Here is a 16,543-nt window from a genome sequence, read left to right on the forward strand (position 1 = left end):
TTTGAAGTAAGCATTCAATTTGCGTAACGGTCTTAATTGCAAAGGGTTTTTGGTTTTACAAATTACCCCAAAGTTGCAATCCAGGAAACATCAGCGTGCTTATAAGGACACTCTTGTACAATAAACCATTGTGCAACAAACCAAACCAGCTGTTCGATACTCCGCCCGCCGGAACCGGAACTTTCCTTAAGGGGCTTATAAACTTTATACGCGCTGCCAAAATCAGGACTCGACTGGCAGATTTTGTACACCGTTTCGTGGATGTTACGACAAATAATTCCTCACAATAATGGTGTGTTGATCTCTTGCAGCACATAACCGGTGAAGCAGATTATAGAACTATCCTCCCCCCCTTTCCGGTGATGGACTATTACGTAATGGGGATGTTAGCGGCTGTTTCTTTTGAACCCGTTGGGGAACGCTATAGCTAACAGAACAAATATGAGAAGGAAATTGAACTCCATGCCATTCCGCCCGAAGCCCACAACAAACCAGCCTTCCTTGAAATGAATCATTACGATCCCAGCGACCAAAATCAAGATCGTTATTAAAACAGCCCATTTCACAAAGACTTGAAAAAGGAGGCAAACGGCACTTGCCACATGCGACAATTTGATGGCCCAGGCCAGTGGCAATCCAAATGGCGCAAGCCCAACCGCATTCAAATATCGATTACCAAAATCAGCTACGTCGTTGGTAACTATGCTCGGAATACTATGCATTAACAAGATAACAGCAGCAGCAAAGCGAAGCAAAAACGTACCATTAAAAATATTCACCCGATTAAGTATTGGTTTTACGGCAATTCAATGCTTGAGATACTTGCAAAATAGCATTTAACTTTCTACTCAACCCCTCCACCTGGCCACAGGCAACTTAAACAAACCACCGAATACTTTCCTATTCCACAATTAAGCATACCTCAGCCCTACCTGCCTGGCTTATCAACCAATCAACCTATCAACCAATCAACTTATCAACCAATCAACTTCTCAACCAATCAACCTATCAACTTATCAACCAATCAACTCCCCCCTATACCTATAACCTCAATACCTGAATCCCATTCTCCAATCCTCAATCCGCCCATCCGCAATCCGCAAATCCCAATACCTTAATACCCTAATACCTACATTCCATTCTCGATCCGCAATCCGCCCATCCGTAATCCGCAAATCCCAATACCCTAATACCCTAATACCTACATCCCATTCTTCAATCCTCAATCCGCCCATCCGTAATCCGCGAATCCCAATCTTACCCAGTCAACTTATCCGGCGTAATCGGCAATTCCCTGATGCGCTTTCCGGTTGCGTGGTAAACAGCATTAGCTACTGCAGCAGCAAAACCAATCAGCGCTATTTCCCCAAGTCCTTTTGAACCCATAGGGTTGGTATGTGGATCGGGTTTATCGATAAACAAGGCTTCTATTTTTGGAACGTCGGCATGAACCGGCACATGGTAATCGGCAAGGTTGCTGTTAACATAGCGGCCAAAGCGGTGATCGATAACCGCATCTTCCATCAGGGCCATACCTATACCCCCAACAACGCCGCCAATTGCCTGGCTCTCGGCAGTTTTCCTGCTTACAATCTTACCCGCATCGGATACCCCAACAGCCCGGTGAACGCGAACAACACCTGTTGTCGGGTGCACACGCACAATTACAAAGTGCACCGAAAAAGAATACATGGAATACCGATCGCGTTCATTACCGCCTTGCGAGTTAAGCGTTATCTCGATTGACGGAAGGTTGTTTTTACGCAGAAGCTCGGTATAAGCAATCTTTGCTCCCCGGCCATTTGCCTGAGATATTTCGCCACGGCTAAAACTCAGGTCTTCGTATTTGGCGCTGGCAAATCCCCTACCCTCTTTTGCAACAAGTTCAAACATCTTTTTTTTGATGGCCTCACTTACATCAACGACTGCTGAACCGAGGGTGGACGTTGTTGTTGAGCCACCCTGTGTCGGACCGGGAGGCATAGATGAGTCACCAAGTTCAAATATGATTTTCTGTGGTGGAAGTCCCATGCGATTTGCCGCAATTTCCGTCATAGCGGTTGCAGTACCAGGACCGCTATCGCTTACGGCACTTTGTATTGTCATGGTGCCATCAGCAGACAGGGTTCCCCTTACACTTGCTCTCCCCCGACCTGCGCCGAAGGTACCGGTACTCATGCCATAGCCAACAAGCCAGCCATCTTCCTGCATCGAACGTGGTTGGCGGTTGCGTTTAAACCAGCCGATTTGTTCCGCACCTTTTTGGTAACACTCTTTTAAAAACTTACTGGAAAAGGGCAGGTTTCGTTCAGGATCGCGTTCTGCATAATTCTTCAACCTGAATTCGATCGGATCCATATTCAGCGCATAAGCCATTTCATCCATGGCGCTTTCGAGTGCCCATGCCCCGGTTGCTTCACCGGGACCGCGCATCCAGGTTGGTGTGCTTATATCAAGCGGCAAAATCTTGTAAACCGTATTTACATTCGGGCATTCGTATAAGAATTTCGACATGTTTACTGTACCCTCGGTAAACTCTTCGTACATCGAAGTTTCGGCAACTGCCTCGTGCGTTATGCCGGTGAGCTTTCCGTCTTTGGTAGCGCCAAGGCCGATTTTCTGAACGGTCATGGGGCGGTAACCCACCAGGGTAAACATCTGTTCGCGGGTAAGCATTAGTTTAACCGGACGCTTTACTGCTTTGGCACCAAGTACCGCCGCTATCGTATGCGGCCAGGTGCGTAGGGCCGCACCAAAACCTCCGCCAACATATTCTGCAATAACCTGCACATTTGCCTCTGGTAGTTTGAAAGCGTCCATAATAGCACGCTGCGATGACTTCACCCCCTGCGTTTTTTCGTACACCTTAACCTTGTCGTCACCATCCCAAATAGCAACAAGGCTATGCAGCTCCATAGGATTGTGCACTTCTCTTGCCAGCACATAATTTTGCTCAACCTGTACCTCTGCGTTTTTGTATGCGTCTGCGTCCCCTCTCTTATACAACGCACGACCGGCATTGGATGGGGGAACTCCTTTGGCCGCATTTGCGGCAAGGTTGGTGCTAAATGTTTCCGTGTCAAATTCAGCTTTCACCAGTGTGGCGGCATGCATTGCCCTTTCGAGCGTATCGGCAATTACCATGGCTATGGGCTGATTATTGAAATAAATCGTATCGTCATGAAAGATCCGGAGTGGCTGCCCTAATGTTGGTCCCTTTTCGGGGTTGCCGCCTGTGCGGGGAGCGTTTTCATACCCCGGTACCTTGGGGGCGTTTGCATGGGTGATGACCTTGATGACCCCTGCGGCCCGCTCTGCCTTTTTTGTATCGATGCTTTTTATTCTTCCTTTTGTAGCAGCACTATTAACTAGTATAGCATATACCAACCCTGCGGGGTGGTGCTCTGCTGCATATTTGGCTTTACCGGTAACTTTCATTTTACCGTCAACCCTGTCCAGTCCTTCTTTTTCGTCGATGAACAAATATTCCTTACCCATAACAAACGTATAATTTTTTGAAAGCTTTCCTATGCTGTGGGCAACGGGAAAGCCGTGATAAGCCCTAAACCTTCGCAGCAATCTTCAACGCTTCCACAACTGTGTTTGGCGCAAGTGTTAACTTGAACTTATTGTGCTCATAGGCTTTTGCGGTTTGCATTTCCAGTGCTGCTGCTGCCTTAAAGTTTTCTTCAGTTGCCGGTTTGCCCGCAAGGAATTTTTCAGCCGTAAACAGGCGCCATGGCTTATGCGCAACTCCACCCATGGCCAGTCGTGCATTGTTGATGGTATTGCCGTTGATATCCAGCGCAGCCGCGACAGAAACAAGGGCAAAGGCATAGGAAGCCCGGTCGCGGATCTTAAGATAGTGTGCGTGTTTACTAAACGCGTTTTGGCTCAGTTCAACACCAACCACCAGGTCGCCCCGAACAAGGTTGTTATCGATTTCCGGCCGGTCACCAGGTAGACGGTGAAAGTCGGTGAAAGGAATACGGCGATCCCCTTTAGCGCCACTCACCAGCACAACCGCATCAAGTGCGGCAAGAGCAATTGCCATATCGCTGGGGTGAACCGCAATACACTTATCGCTTGCGCCAAAGATGGCGTGCATACGGTTATAGCCTTCCAGGGCACCGCAACCACTACCCGGATTTCGTTTATTGCACGGTAACACGGTATCGTAGAAGTATGGGCACCTTGTGCGTTGCAGCATGTTTCCGCCTGTTGTAGCCATATTTCTCAATTGCGCTGATGCGCCCGCCTGAAGCGCCAACGACAACAAAGGAAAATGCTTGACGACAAAAGGATGTTCCGCCACATCGGCGTTCAGCGCCAGAGCACCGATTAGAAGTTTGTTGTTTTTCAACACCACTTCCTTAAGCGGCAGATTGGTAATATCCACCACCTTCTGAGGTGCTGTAACCCCTCTTTTCATCAGGTCAACAAGGTTGGTACCACCAGCAATGAACTGGGCCGACTTGTCCTTTAACACTGCATCTATTGCTGATCGCTGTTTAAGCGCCCTTACGTATTGAAAAGGTATCATATCTTATTGCCTCCGTTTTTAACTTCCATAATGGCATCAACAATATTGGGATAAGCCCCGCAACGGCAAATATTTCCACTCATATATTCGCGAACCTGCTCGGGAGAACTGGCATGCCCCTCGCGAACGCAGGCGACAGCCGACATAATTTGCCCGGGGGTGCAATACCCGCACTGGAAACCATCATGCTTGATGAAAGCTTCCTGCATCGGGTGTAGTTTATCGCCATTTGCAAGACCCTCAATTGTTGTTACCTTTTTACCTTCCTGCATTACGGCGAGGGTGAGACAACTGTTTACCCGACGTCCGTCAATGTGCACGGTACAGGCACCACACTGACCATGATCGCAGCCCTTCTTGGTACCTGTAAGCTTCATTTGCTCACGTAGTAAATCCAACAAGGTTACCCGGGGCTCAATGGAAAGGGAATGTTTAACTCCATTTACTTCAAATTTCAAAGGCACTTTTTCAAACACAGATGCAATTTCCTCGTCGTTTTCTGCAGCTTTGATTACCGCCGTAGGGGTGAGCGCGAGAGCAGTAAGCAGCGACGATTGCTTTAAAAAGTCTCTGCGTGATCCGTTAGGAGCATGGCTCGCACTTTCATTTTCCATGCAGGATTTATTTTTCTCCATATAATACTGATCCTTCAACAGGATTTTAGTTGGTATAAGAACCGGTTTGAATTAAGAAAGGTACATATTAAGGCCCTTAACAGGGGTGAAAACCGATGATTTATTTCAGCTTTCCCTATCCCGTATTGTAGGGTATTTAGATCGGATTATAACAGGGGCAAAAAATAGTTTACCTGTGCCGGGGTTGTACTAAAATATACCTGTAGCGGAATGCGTTAGAAGGGTTCCAATATCCTACTATAATGACTGAAACACTATTTACCGTACTGTTTAAAGTACAGGCTGTGTCCTTAATGATGATGAAAGTTATCTTGCTGGCAAAGTATTTTGTTTTTGCGAAATACAAATCTCCCAATTGGAAAGCAGTTCATATGATCTACTTTCCGCCAGCGGAAATCCACTACAGTAATTCAATGGAAAGTGCAAAAGCCAAACTAGTGCAAAATCACCTGAGCATCAACTTTGGGCTTTTAATGCTGGCCGTATTCCTGATTAGAAACTGGCTTCCCTGATATACAAGCTGGAAGAGTAACCGGTAAAGCTTTTAAACATCCGGTATCCGGTTTTCACCGCTGTTACCAGATGTTTACGCGCACGCTATCTGCCTGGTACATCTTACTTCCCGGCTTTACATTGAACGCCTGGTAAAATTCAGGCACGTTTACGACAGCTCCGTTTACCCGTTGTTTCGCGGGAGAATGTACATCGGTCATGACCTGGTTGGCCAAGCGTTCTTTCCGCTCCTTGAACATCCAGCTATAGCTATAACCCAGGAAATAACGCTGTAGCGGTGTGAACCCGCCAATCTGTTCATTGTTCTTGTAGGCAGCCGTCTTTTTGAACGCATCAAGCCCCAGGAGGACACCGCCGAGGTCTGCGATGTTTTCTCCCTGTGTTGCTTCGCCATTGATATGAAGGGTATCAACCGGAACATAAGCGTTAAACTGGTTAATGATCCGCTTTGCCCGGCTCTTAAACTGTTCCGCATCTGCAGGCAACCACCAATCTGTTAAGTTACCTTTTTCATCGTATTGCCTGCCCTGGTCGTCAAAGCCATGCGTGATTTCATGACCTATTGTTGAAGCTCCTGCATAGCCATAAACAAAGGCGTCATCAAGGTCCTCATCTTTCATACCAGGCACGGCAAATATTCCGGCTGGCAACACGATTTCGTTGTTACTGGGATTATAGTAGGCATTCCATGTTTGGGGTGTCATCTCCCATTCGTCGCGGTTTACGGGTTTTCCCAATTTGCTTACCTCGTAGTTATGCCACCACTCCTGTGCGCGTTGAACGTTCAAAATAAACGGTCCGCGGTCTATTTTAAGTGCACTGAAATCTTTCCATTTATCCGGGTAGCCCACTTTCTTTTTTATGCCCGACAGTTTACGATAAGCCTTCTGCTTGGTGCTATCGCTCATCCAGGTAAGTTTTTCGATACGCTCGCGGTAAGCATCCCTGATGTTTTCCACCAGGTCGGAATACCGCTTTTTCGCAGTTTCGTTGAAATACTCTTTTACAAAGATTTGCCCAAGGGCCTCGCCGATGGCCTGTTCTTCTGCATCCAAAACCCTTTTCCAGCGAGGCCGTGGTTGCGATGTTCCTGTCAGGCTTTTCCGATAGACAAAGAAGTTGTTAAACGACCTGGTATCGAGGTAAGGTGCACTTGCGCGCACAAGGTGAAAACGGAGGTAATTTTTCCAGACATCCAGCGGTGTAGTGGTGAGCAGGCTGTTGAGTGCTTTGTAAAACTCAGGCTGTCCCACTATTACGGAGTCAAGCTTTGAAATGCGTGTTTTAGCCAGGTAGTTGGTCCAGGCAAAATTCGGAGAAAGCTGGCCCAAAGCATTTACCGCCATTTTATTGTAATTGCGGTATGGGTCGCGGAGGTCGGCCAGCTTGCGACTGTTTTTGGCCATTTCAGTTTCCAGGGCCATGACCGACTTTGCGTTTGCAAGGGCAACAATACTATCATTGCCCAATTGCATAAACGTTTTTACCAGGTACTCAGCATATGCCTTACGCACCCCTGCTGTACGCTCATCATTATTAAAATAATAGTCACGGTTTGGCATACCCAACCCACCCTGCATCATCTGGAAGGCATAAACATCACTGTTTTTGTCGTCCTGCGCAACGTAGTCGGTAAAAAGTACCCCAATGCCTTTGATATGGAGATCGGCAGTAACGTCAACGATGTCGGTAATCGTTTGCATCCGGTTAATCTTATCGAGATCCACTGCAAGCGGTTTTAAGCCCTGTTGTTCAATTGACAAGGTATCCATTCCGCTGTACCAGAAATCACCGATCTTTTGTTGTACACCTGATGCACTTTTCTCCCGGGAAGCATCTTCATTAATTTTCCTTAACCGGGTATAGATTTCTTCCTGTACCAGGTTAGCGATCCCCCATGAGCTCTCCGCCTCAGGAATGGGTGTATTTTTAAGCCAGTTGCCCAGCGCATAATCGAAAAAGTCATCAGCGGGGTTAACGGTGGTGTCAACATTCTTTGCGAGAAAGTCCGGAGATGTCTTTTCGGTAGAGCTTGATTTACAGCCGGAGGTCAAAACAAGTGTAGCAATGATGATAATAGCAAGGCGCATGGAATACTTTTTCAGTTGGCTAAATATATTACAATCGAAGCAACTGCACCCGGCCGGGCAAGAATTTATAACAGCTCCTGTTAAGCTGATCAAAGTATGACGCGATAGCAGCCTTTAAATCAACAAATACAATTCACAGCTTCGCGTATGTGGAGTTCGCAAGGAAGATCGTACCGCCTACCTAATGTTTAATCGGCAAACTTGTAATCATCTCTTTCCGGATAAAAAACATCCAGAAGTTCGCATGCGGTGATCGCCCTTCCACCGTGTTCAACAAATGGCGGGATTACCGCAACCAAACCAGGTTCAAGCAACTTTGTTTCGCCAGCTACCGACAATTCGAAGGACCCGGAAAGTACATGAGCAACCTGTTCATGCATATGATTGTGAAGCGGCATAGTTGCACCTGCTTCAACCGACCAATATATAAAACTCATGGTTCCGGTATGTATTGCACGGGCTGTATAACCCTTAATAATTTCTTTAGAGGGGAGATCATCAATGTTGATAAATGCCATAACAGCAAATTCAAACATTTATCAATTACAAACAAAAAAAGTCATTGTCAAATTGTGTCAACGTGATTAAGCATACTGCCAAATGGCCTTTGTTTGAATTACGATGAAGCGCCCAGGAGCAGCACAGTTTACCCAACCGATAACAATTTGCCAGCGACAATCCATGAGTGTTTTCTCGCATTGTCAGCAAGGGTTTTTGCAATGAAAAACGTGGCGAATCATGTGGAGAAAGTGATTGACACCCCCGTCCGAACCGGTTCATCCGGGCGGGCGTCCGAACAGGGTTCATCCGGGCGGGCAACGATGTAAAATAGCATTCCTGATGTTGGTCCCAAAAAAAACCAAAATCGGAGAAGAGGTAGTTAATTAAAAGCACTAAGCCAGGGTACCGATCTACAATCAAGAGTCGATGTCGTTTACTTAAGGTGAGTGGCAGAAATTGGTGAATAAAGTGATGCGGTACAAGGGAGTGACACAACGATGGCAAATAGAATTTCCACAGCTGGTCACCAAAGATTTCTCTTAAGTAAACGACATTGAATCAAGAGTTACAACTGGTCCTGTTTGTCCTGGTCTATAAATTTTGATACGAGAAAAAAACGGTTTGGCTTTAAGACCCAAACCGTTTATGAATAGCTTATACATTAAGTGAGCCTTCAATACCATCATCCATTGTTTTACCCACCACTACCGAAGTCAGCATTTTTGCGAATGCGACCATTTTGCCGTGTTTGGTGTCCCAATAGTAGGCATCCTGGGGAGTAACCTTTATCAGGCTTAAGTTTGGATCATCTTTACCTTCCTGGAACCATGTTTTAATTAACGGGGTCCACAATTCTTCTATTTTAGCACGATCGGTTGTAATCTCCGCTTTACCATGAACCGCCAGGTAGTTTTCTTTGCTTGAATTGGCATACAACAATTCAACTTTGTCGTTCTGAGCAATCTCCCGGTTTTTATGGCTGTCTTTACCACTAAAGAACCAGAATGAGCCGTCGTCTTCAATCTTCTGCGTTGACATCGGGCGTGACCGCAACGCAAATTCACCAGTAAAAGTTCCAAACAAACATGTTTCTTCTGTTGCAAGCTCCTGGAGCTTTTCAATGGCATCCAGGCTGCTTAAATGTTTAACATCTCCCATAACGCGTTTTTTGAAAAACAGCTTTAATTCGCATACCACTATTAATGGCTTGTCGTATTGTAGATCCTGTCGTATGCTCTGGTTTGATCCTTTAAACAAGGTTAAACAGATTAGCTCTTCTGAGGATTCTTTTGCTCAGATTATCGGGCTTAGCATTGGTACCGACGGTATGCAGCGCCGGTAACTGCCTGGTTGTTTCTGTTATTCAGGAATGAATCATCCGGTTAAAAGAATTAACGCGCCGGACTTTTTCCTTTATAATTCAATCTCGTTTACTTAAGGTGAGTGGCAAAAATTGGTGAATAAAGGGATGCGGTACAAGGGAGTGACACCCCCGTCCGAACCGGTTCATCCGGGCGGGCGGGCGAACGGCCAGCCCGAAAGAATTCATTCTGGCGGGAGTTCATCCGGGCGGACAACGATGGAGATTAGTATTCCTTAAGCTGGTCACCAAAGATTTCTCTTTACTAAACGACATTGTTTTATAATTGTTCTTATGAAAAATCTTATGCAGCAGAGAAGACTGGTAATTGCAAGTGTATTTGCTTACCTCGTGATGGTTGTTGCAAATACCCTTGCCAATACGCTCCCCATAAATGGGAAAACTACGGGAGATGTATCAGCCTTATATCCCAACTACTTCACGCCCGCCGGAATTACTTTTTCCATCTGGGGATTGATTTATCTTACACTACTTGGATTTATTGTTTACGTGCTGGTGCATGAATTTGCGCGGGCACGGCGTGTGCCCATGCTCGTGTTGACCATATTACCCTACTTTATTTTAAACTGCCTGCTAAATGCTACCTGGATATTCGTGTGGCACTACCTGCTTATTGAACTCTCGCTGGTAATTATCATTCTCCTGCTGTTTACCCTGATTGTCATTCACAATAAGCTCCGGCTTCCGCGCCCATGGAAACCAGTTGGAGGGTTGCTTTTCGTTGACCTTCCATTCAGCCTCTACCTGGGTTGGATAACCATTGCAACAATAGCGAATATGGCAGCACTGCTCACCGCATACAACTGGAACGGCGGACCGTTTACCGCGCCCACCTGGACCCAGATCATGATTGCTGCCGGAACACTCATCACCTTATTACTGCTGGCAAGCCGGGGCAATATCTTTTTTTCACTTGTACCTATCTGGGCATTTTACGGCATTATCGTAAAGCAACAAGCAGTGAATGATACCGGCAGTGCTGCTATTATTCGTAGCGCACAAATGTGTATTGCCATAATCGTGATCATGATTGTTATAACCATTGTTCGGCAACTTCGGAGAAAAAGCGTCGGCATTGATAAAGCCTACGCCTGATTAATGTTGCGTGCAGCTGTTACTCCAGATCCATCCCGGTTAAAGTCGTTCCAAACACTATGGTACTTACTACCTTTTTAAAAGATTAACCATGAAAGTTATAGTTATCGGCGCTGGCGCAGCCGGTTTAATGGCTGCGAAAGAACTTGCAGTAAATGGCGCTGAGGTAATGGTTTTAGAAGCGCGGGATCGAATAGGCGGAAGGGTTCAAACTTTCGAACACAATGGCATTGTGTGTGAAGGTGGGGCAGAGTTTATTCACGGCAATCTTGACGTTACAATTAAAGCGTTAGACGAGGCAAACATCGGCTATACTGAAATGGACGGCGAGTTCTGGCAGGTTGAAGAGGGCCAGTGGAGCTCGGGGCAACAATCCTTTGAGCACGAAGACCTGCTGATGGAAAAGCTAAAGGCGTTAAAAGATAATATTTCTATTGCCCGGTTCCTGCAACAAGAATTTGCCGGATCCCAATTCAGTGATTTACGCGCATCCTTATTATCGTATATCGAAGGCTATTATGCAGGCCATGCCGAAAGGATGAGTGCCATGGCTTTTTACGTTGAGTGGATGAACGAAGATGAGCAGCAGTACCGGGTTGAAGGTGGTTATAAAAAATTAATGGCTGCGCTTTGCAGGCAAATCGAGGCCAACAGAGGATCTTTAAAATTGGATACGCCTGTAAAACTTATTCAATGGTCAACAAACCAGGTGTCTGTAACCGACGTTTCCGGAGCAGTTTACAACGCTGACAAATGTGTAATCACCATTCCACTTGGGGTTTGGAGAGCCGGGGAGGATGAGCCGGGGGCAATCATGTTTTCCCCTGAACTTCCCGCTAAAAGAGCCGCCGCACTTAAGGCCGGATTTGGATCGGCCATAAAGGTGCTGCTATATTTTAAAGAAGCGTTTTGGAAAGACGAACAACTACTCCTGAAACTTAACAGGAATATTTCGAACGCAAGCTTTGTATTTTCAGGTCAGCCTGTTCCAACCTGGTGGACGCAGTTACCCAAACAAGTGGCCATGCTCACCGGTTGGCTTGCCGGGCCAAAGGCTGATGCGTACAAACAGGCACCAGATGAAGCAATTCTTGAAGCTGCGCTTGTTTCGTTGCAGTCCATCTTTCAGCTACCAGGCGATGAACTGCAAAGACTGCTCGAACACTCGGAGGTTTTTAATTGGCCCGCAGATCCTTTTACACGGGGAGGTTATGCCTATTCTACTGTTGACACCAGCGAAGCCAGAAAAGTTTTGATGGCACCGGAAAACGAAACCCTATATTTTGCGGGCGATGGTTTTTACGATGGTCCAGAGATGGGAACGGTTGAATCCGCTTTACACAGCGGCCTCGATGCTGCCAGGCACCTTTTAAGCTTACATCCAAATGGGGAATAAGGGTCGATAGCATTTTCAAACACATAAATCTCATAAACCATTCGGCACAACTTTTTCATTCATTTTAAAAAACGATTATGAACGCAGAAAGGGAGCAATCCACCAACAATAGCGGCGGCCGGCCGCTGGACCCATTAAACAAGAACTTATCCGACGGAGGCGATTTGCAGGACTCCCCCCATGACCTGGAAAGAATGCAATCGGAAGAGATCATCATGGACCTTCCGGAAGTCAAAGACATTCCCGGCCAGGAACATGTGGTGCCCCCGGTATTTGGCGAGTTTTCCGACACTACGATCTCCTCAGATGATGAAGAGGGTGTTTCCGTTTTTGGCGATGAAGACGATGAAGAAACTGATACCGATTTCATCATGGGTACTGATGCCGATACTACCCCTGAGGAGCGAAAAGTGCTTGAAACCGCAGATCTCGATATGCAAACCGATGATGATACCAACTTGAGAAGGGCGGAACTTGATGATACCGACATGGAAGGCGATCCATTAAATGAGACTGCTTTATCGTCGAACCAATCCGGGTCTGACCTTGATACCTCCGGAGTTGATGCAGACGATGCAATGGAAGCAATTGGCGAAGAAGATGAAGAAAATAACCTGTATAGTTTGGGAAGTGCCGACAACGATCCTGTAACTGAAGGAACACCTTAGCCGTAACCGGCAAAACGTAAAAGGCCCGGCTAAACCGGGCCTTTTAGTTACAAGGGCAAGATTTATTTGTTATCGTCTATACCCCGTCCTGTTTTTTGTTGCAATTCGTTGATCTTTTTCGAAGCTTCAGCCTTGGTGAGGTTTTCATCTAGTTCCTCACCCGCTTCATCCGACAACGTTTTTAAATAAGAGCGCTGCGCACCAGTCATTGACTCGTCGCCCGTTGTCCAATCATCCGGATCTTTAACGGTATTAGAGCCGGGTATGTTTTGGTCCTGGTTTGATGAACTTTTGTTTTCTGCCGAATTTCCTTTGTTGTTCGCATCATTGTTTTTCGTATCCATACAAGCTTTTCGTTAACCCATGCAAAAAATGAACCATGGAAAACACGCAACTAAGCGTATTTCGCCCTGATCATCCGCCCATTAAATCGCAGGTCGGCCAATCATAACTACTTTTGCGCCCCGATGAAAAAAGAATTTCTAAAAACACTTGTAATTGCAATTCCGCTCATCATCAGCAATGTTTCACAGATAGCATTGGGATTGATCGATAGTGCAATGATCGGGGCAATAGATTACCGCCAACTTGCTGCCTCAGCACTGGCGATTAACATGCTTGCAATACCACAGATTCTTTGTATCGGGATGACGATGGCAATTTCACCCCTGGTCGCGATTGCAAACGGCAAACAGGATCATGGGGCCGCCTCAAGGGTCTTATACAACGGTGTTTGGCTTTGTACGATTATCACCGCCATTATTGTAGCAGCCGTATTGCTTTCTAAAAACCTGATGACAAAATTGGGGCAGGATACTGAGGTTGTTCGACTTGCCCTTCCCTACTACCAGGTGATGGCATGTTCGCTAATTCCTATGATCATATTTACGGCAATCAAACAATTTTGCGACGCTCTGGAATTTACAAAAACAGCCATGGTCCTCGCCCTCCTGTCACTGCCACTTAATGCATTGCTCAACTGGATCTTTATATATGGTCACCTCGGCCTGCCCAGGCTGGAACTTGTTGGTACCGGCATCGCAACATTGATCACCCGCTTGATTATGGCCGTAACCCTGGCTGTTATCGTGTACCGGCATAAGCTATTCCAGCCCTATATACAACAACGTTATTATGCCTGGAAAATCGATGGGAGGAGCTGGAAGGAGCTTTTACAAATTGGCATTCCCAGCAGCATTCAATACGGCTTGGAGTCAGGTGCTTTTGCGGTATCAGGCATTATGATTGGCTGGCTGGGGGCTACAACCCAGGCAGCACACCAAATAGCGCTTAACCTCGCATCTACAACTTTTATGGCCGCACTCGGGCTTTCGCTTGCAGGTTCGATACGCGTGAGCAATGCGTATGGCAGGAACGACCTCACCGAATTAAAGATCATTGGCAAAAGCACCATCCTTGGGAGTCTTGTTTATGGATCGGTTTGCGCACTGCTATTTGTCCTGTTCCAGGATTATCTTCCTTATCTGTTTACCAGTAATCCCGAGGTGGTATCATTAGCAGCCGGCCTGATGGTGCTTGGTGCTTTGTTTCAAATATCCGACGCTACGCAGGCGATCGGGGTGGGCCTGCTCAGGGGAGTAAGAGACGTGAAATTGCCGACCGCCTTTGTGGCCATTGCCTATTGGGCAATCGGGTTACCGGCTGGCTATTACCTTGCTTTTCATATGGGCATGGGCGCTTCCGGCATTTGGATCGGGTTCATTGCCGGCCTGACTACCTCTTCGATATTATTGAACCTTAGGTTTATCCGAAAATCTCATATCCCGGTAGCGGTCGCTTAAACGCTTCCTAAGGTCGCCGCATACGGCCGAACGCTCAGCCCCGCGCAAGCAAAACTGAAAAAATTTCTTTTTTACTTAAATTTTGACAGTTACACTATCCATCAGCACTGCAAAAATTGCAAGTTTTTCCTTTTGGTATTCTAGTTGATTTATACCTCATGTATCTGTTATTATTCTTCTAACCAAACCAACAAAAACCTAAACTAAAAGGAGGAACTATGACACTTATGAAAAAAAATGGCAATCTTCAAAACCAATTGCCAGGACTATTTAACGACTTTTTCACCAACAACTTCTTTGACTGGGGACTTTCTAATAGTTCATCAACCGGCACCAGCATTCCAATGGTGAATATCAAAGAAACCAATGACCAATATGAAGTGGAAGTTGCCGCTCCAGGTATGAGTAAAGAAGACTTTAAGGTTGAGTTGAATAATGATATGCTTACAATCTCTTCGGAAAAGACCCATGAAAATGAGCAAAGGGAAGAAGAAAAATTCTCTCGCCGCGAATTTAGCTACCAATCATTCCGAAGAAGTTTTCAACTCTCAAGGGAGTCTGTTGATGCTGACAACATTCAGGCAAAATATGAAAATGGTGTGCTACGTTTGTTGATACCTAAACGTGAAGAAGTAAAACAAAAACCATCACGCCTGATTAACATCTCTTAATAACTTTTGTGATTATTTAAAGGCTGCCCTTTGGGGCAGCCTTTTTATTTGCGGGTCAACGTTCCAACTTGGCGTCCATCACGGAAACTGACACGCTATCTGTACCCTTAGGCGTTGTATAACGTACCGTAAAGTCGATGGTACTATTGGGCCCGAGGGTTTTCCCAACAACCTCTTCGTGATTTTCAACAACCTGGCCCTGCCGAAAAAATAGGAACTTCAACCTGACGTCATTATACGAGGTTACAGAAGCAGCATTGGAAATGCTCGTACGCACGACAGTTTTGCCCAACAGGTTTCTTTTGTTTGATGCAATTACCTTGATAAAACGTAATGCGTTTTCGCGTTCATTCTTCTTAACACGTTCTTTACTTGCTTCATAATCTTTTTCCGGCGAACCTGAAATGTTGCAGGAAAGCATAATTAAAAACAAGAGGGGTAAAGGGTTGAGCCTTTTCATGGTTACAAAAATTAGTGAGCTGAAACAAAAACTGCCCCGGTGGGAGCAGCTTTAAGTTAGTAAGATTCCGGGCTTAGTTTTTCTTTTCTTTAATTTCTCCGTCCTTCACCTTTATCTTACCTGAGTCTGTTTTTATTTTTCCGTCGCCATTGGTTTCGAGTTTCACCTTTGTATCCGTATTCCGATCTTTTATCTTCACATCACCATCATTCTGGGTTTTGATTTTGATACGTGACTCATCAACAGACCACATATTGTTTGCATCTTTAATCAACGCATTGTTAACTACCCTGCCCGAGCGGTCAAAAGTGTCGCTGGTAGCAGTATTTACATAATAAGATACCGGTGAACTTGTTGACTCATCAACGATGTAGTGCGACACAGAGTCTCTTTTCAGTTTAACCGCTTTGCCGCTTGCCAGGTCCACATAAGTTCCGGAAGGATCCGGGTCGCCGGAAGTTTCCATATTGGTTCCGGTTGTGTTGCCCGCGCCTGTGGAGGGAGCCATCGAGTCGCTGGTTGTTTCAGAATGGGTTTCGGTTGCTGTGTCGCCACATCCAACGGTTGTAAGCAATGCAACGGCAGCCATTGCCATTAAGGTCTTTTTCATATCACGAGTTTTAGTCCGATACCTGCTTAAAAAACTGTACCACTTACGTCACATCACATTGAAATACAATGCGCAACAATGCTTATAAGCGGTTTAGACCAGCAATTACATCCGAATTCTAAACAACAGCCCGGGTACATTACCACAGGCTTCACCGGCATACGGCCGTGACACCAGA

General features: G+C 46.0%; 16 protein-coding genes. 6 read left to right on the forward strand and 10 right to left on the reverse strand.

The genetic code is table 11. From position 1 onward, the window contains the following. Positions 1–386: 386 nt before the first annotated feature. From EXU57_RS21555 to EXU57_RS21570, 4 genes are all read right to left on the reverse strand, one after another. Entirely contained in the window at positions 387–779 is a 393-nt protein-coding gene (locus EXU57_RS21555; protein ID WP_207955564.1) for a DoxX family protein, read from the reverse strand. A gap of 478 nt (positions 780–1,257) precedes the next feature. Next, positions 1,258–3,498: a xanthine dehydrogenase family protein molybdopterin-binding subunit gene (locus EXU57_RS21560; protein WP_133270339.1), complete on the reverse strand. Its 2,241-nt coding sequence runs from the start codon at positions 3,496–3,498 to the stop codon at positions 1,258–1,260. 64 nt (positions 3,499–3,562) lie between these two features. Next, complete coding sequence (locus tag EXU57_RS21565) at positions 3,563–4,543, reverse strand: FAD binding domain-containing protein (RefSeq protein ID WP_133270340.1); 981 nt, start codon at positions 4,541–4,543, stop codon at positions 3,563–3,565. Then, a complete protein-coding gene (locus EXU57_RS21570; RefSeq protein ID WP_133270341.1) occupies positions 4,540–5,157 on the reverse strand; it encodes a (2Fe-2S)-binding protein in 618 nt (205 codons plus the stop codon). The genes EXU57_RS21565 and EXU57_RS21570 overlap by 4 nt, the downstream gene beginning before the upstream one ends. Before the next feature lie 263 nt (positions 5,158–5,420). Between EXU57_RS21570 and EXU57_RS21575 the strand changes: the two genes are divergently transcribed. Continuing rightward, the gene (locus EXU57_RS21575) at positions 5,421–5,690 is read left to right on the forward strand and encodes a hypothetical protein (protein WP_133270342.1); all 270 of its coding nucleotides are present in this window, start codon (positions 5,421–5,423) and stop codon (positions 5,688–5,690) included. Between the two features lie 63 nt (positions 5,691–5,753). Here EXU57_RS21575 and EXU57_RS21580 read toward each other — a convergent pair whose 3' ends face one another. From EXU57_RS21580 to EXU57_RS21590, 3 genes are all read right to left on the reverse strand, one after another. Further along, positions 5,754–7,781 carry a M13 family metallopeptidase gene (locus EXU57_RS21580; RefSeq protein WP_133270343.1) on the reverse strand — a complete coding sequence of 676 codons (2,028 nt, stop codon included), beginning with the start codon at positions 7,779–7,781 and terminating at the stop codon, positions 5,754–5,756. 188 nt (positions 7,782–7,969) lie between these two features. After that, the gene (locus EXU57_RS21585; RefSeq protein WP_207955565.1) at positions 7,970–8,299 is read right to left on the reverse strand and encodes a cupin domain-containing protein; all 330 of its coding nucleotides are present in this window, start codon (positions 8,297–8,299) and stop codon (positions 7,970–7,972) included. Between the two features lie 637 nt (positions 8,300–8,936). Next, positions 8,937–9,440, reverse strand: a complete 504-nt coding sequence (locus EXU57_RS21590) for a pyridoxamine 5'-phosphate oxidase family protein (protein ID WP_133270344.1) — start codon at positions 9,438–9,440, stop codon at positions 8,937–8,939. Between the two features lie 496 nt (positions 9,441–9,936). Between EXU57_RS21590 and EXU57_RS21595 the strand changes: the two genes are divergently transcribed. The 3 genes from EXU57_RS21595 (at position 9,937) to EXU57_RS21605 (ending at position 12,822) form a co-directional block, all read left to right on the forward strand. Further along, on the forward strand, positions 9,937–10,758 hold the full coding sequence (locus EXU57_RS21595) for a hypothetical protein (protein WP_133270345.1): 822 nt from the start codon (positions 9,937–9,939) through the stop codon (positions 10,756–10,758). A gap of 91 nt (positions 10,759–10,849) precedes the next feature. Next, entirely contained in the window at positions 10,850–12,154 is a 1,305-nt protein-coding gene (locus tag EXU57_RS21600) for a flavin monoamine oxidase family protein (protein WP_133270346.1), read from the forward strand. Positions 12,155–12,231: 77 nt separating this feature from the next. After that, on the forward strand, positions 12,232–12,822 hold the full coding sequence (locus tag EXU57_RS21605; RefSeq protein ID WP_133270347.1) for a hypothetical protein: 591 nt from the start codon (positions 12,232–12,234) through the stop codon (positions 12,820–12,822). Between the two features lie 62 nt (positions 12,823–12,884). Here the strand turns inward: EXU57_RS21605 and EXU57_RS21610 are convergent, their stop codons facing one another. Then, positions 12,885–13,166: a DUF3072 domain-containing protein gene (locus EXU57_RS21610; RefSeq protein ID WP_133270348.1), complete on the reverse strand. Its 282-nt coding sequence runs from the start codon at positions 13,164–13,166 to the stop codon at positions 12,885–12,887. Between the two features lie 123 nt (positions 13,167–13,289). On the opposite strand from EXU57_RS21610, the gene EXU57_RS21615 reads away from it, so the two are divergent. Further along, positions 13,290–14,624: an MATE family efflux transporter gene (locus EXU57_RS21615; RefSeq protein ID WP_133270349.1), complete on the forward strand. Its 1,335-nt coding sequence runs from the start codon at positions 13,290–13,292 to the stop codon at positions 14,622–14,624. Between the two features lie 227 nt (positions 14,625–14,851). Then, positions 14,852–15,295: an Hsp20/alpha crystallin family protein gene (locus EXU57_RS21620; protein ID WP_317130037.1), complete on the forward strand. Its 444-nt coding sequence runs from the start codon at positions 14,852–14,854 to the stop codon at positions 15,293–15,295. A gap of 55 nt (positions 15,296–15,350) precedes the next feature. On the opposite strand, the gene EXU57_RS21625 is transcribed toward EXU57_RS21620, so the two are convergent. Both EXU57_RS21625 and EXU57_RS21630 read right to left on the reverse strand, forming a co-directional pair. Then, complete coding sequence (locus EXU57_RS21625) at positions 15,351–15,755, reverse strand: hypothetical protein (protein ID WP_133270351.1); 405 nt, start codon at positions 15,753–15,755, stop codon at positions 15,351–15,353. Between the two features lie 73 nt (positions 15,756–15,828). Then, positions 15,829–16,365 carry a hypothetical protein gene (locus EXU57_RS21630; protein WP_133270352.1) on the reverse strand — a complete coding sequence of 179 codons (537 nt, stop codon included), beginning with the start codon at positions 16,363–16,365 and terminating at the stop codon, positions 15,829–15,831. Between the last annotated feature and the right edge of the window lie 178 nt (positions 16,366–16,543).

The organism is Segetibacter sp. 3557_3, assembly GCF_004354985.1.
Lineage (GTDB): Bacteria > Bacteroidota > Bacteroidia > Chitinophagales > Chitinophagaceae > Segetibacter.

Excerpts from the sequence above, each read along its gene's own strand:
- EXU57_RS21575 (WP_133270342.1), top strand. The coding sequence starts at position 5,421 with ATGACTGAAACACTATTTACCGTACTGTTTAAAGTACAGGCTGTGTCC.
- EXU57_RS21595 (WP_133270345.1), top strand. The coding sequence starts at position 9,937 with ATGAAAAATCTTATGCAGCAGAGAAGACTGGTAATTGCAAGTGTATTT.
- EXU57_RS21580 (WP_133270343.1), bottom strand. The coding sequence starts at position 7,781 with ATGCGCCTTGCTATTATCATCATTGCTACACTTGTTTTGACCTCCGGC.
- EXU57_RS21615 (WP_133270349.1), top strand. The coding sequence starts at position 13,290 with ATGAAAAAAGAATTTCTAAAAACACTTGTAATTGCAATTCCGCTCATC.
- EXU57_RS21605 (WP_133270347.1), top strand. The coding sequence starts at position 12,232 with ATGAACGCAGAAAGGGAGCAATCCACCAACAATAGCGGCGGCCGGCCG.
- EXU57_RS21560 (WP_133270339.1), bottom strand. The coding sequence starts at position 3,498 with ATGGGTAAGGAATATTTGTTCATCGACGAAAAAGAAGGACTGGACAGG.
- EXU57_RS21570 (WP_133270341.1), bottom strand. The coding sequence starts at position 5,157 with ATGGAAAATGAAAGTGCGAGCCATGCTCCTAACGGATCACGCAGAGAC.
- EXU57_RS21585 (WP_207955565.1), bottom strand. The coding sequence starts at position 8,299 with ATGGCATTTATCAACATTGATGATCTCCCCTCTAAAGAAATTATTAAG.
- EXU57_RS21620 (WP_317130037.1), top strand. The coding sequence starts at position 14,852 with ATGAAAAAAAATGGCAATCTTCAAAACCAATTGCCAGGACTATTTAAC.
- EXU57_RS21610 (WP_133270348.1), bottom strand. The coding sequence starts at position 13,166 with ATGGATACGAAAAACAATGATGCGAACAACAAAGGAAATTCGGCAGAA.
- EXU57_RS21565 (WP_133270340.1), bottom strand. The coding sequence starts at position 4,543 with ATGATACCTTTTCAATACGTAAGGGCGCTTAAACAGCGATCAGCAATA.
- EXU57_RS21590 (WP_133270344.1), bottom strand. The coding sequence starts at position 9,440 with ATGGGAGATGTTAAACATTTAAGCAGCCTGGATGCCATTGAAAAGCTC.
- EXU57_RS21625 (WP_133270351.1), bottom strand. The coding sequence starts at position 15,755 with ATGAAAAGGCTCAACCCTTTACCCCTCTTGTTTTTAATTATGCTTTCC.
- EXU57_RS21600 (WP_133270346.1), top strand. The coding sequence starts at position 10,850 with ATGAAAGTTATAGTTATCGGCGCTGGCGCAGCCGGTTTAATGGCTGCG.
- EXU57_RS21630 (WP_133270352.1), bottom strand. The coding sequence starts at position 16,365 with ATGAAAAAGACCTTAATGGCAATGGCTGCCGTTGCATTGCTTACAACC.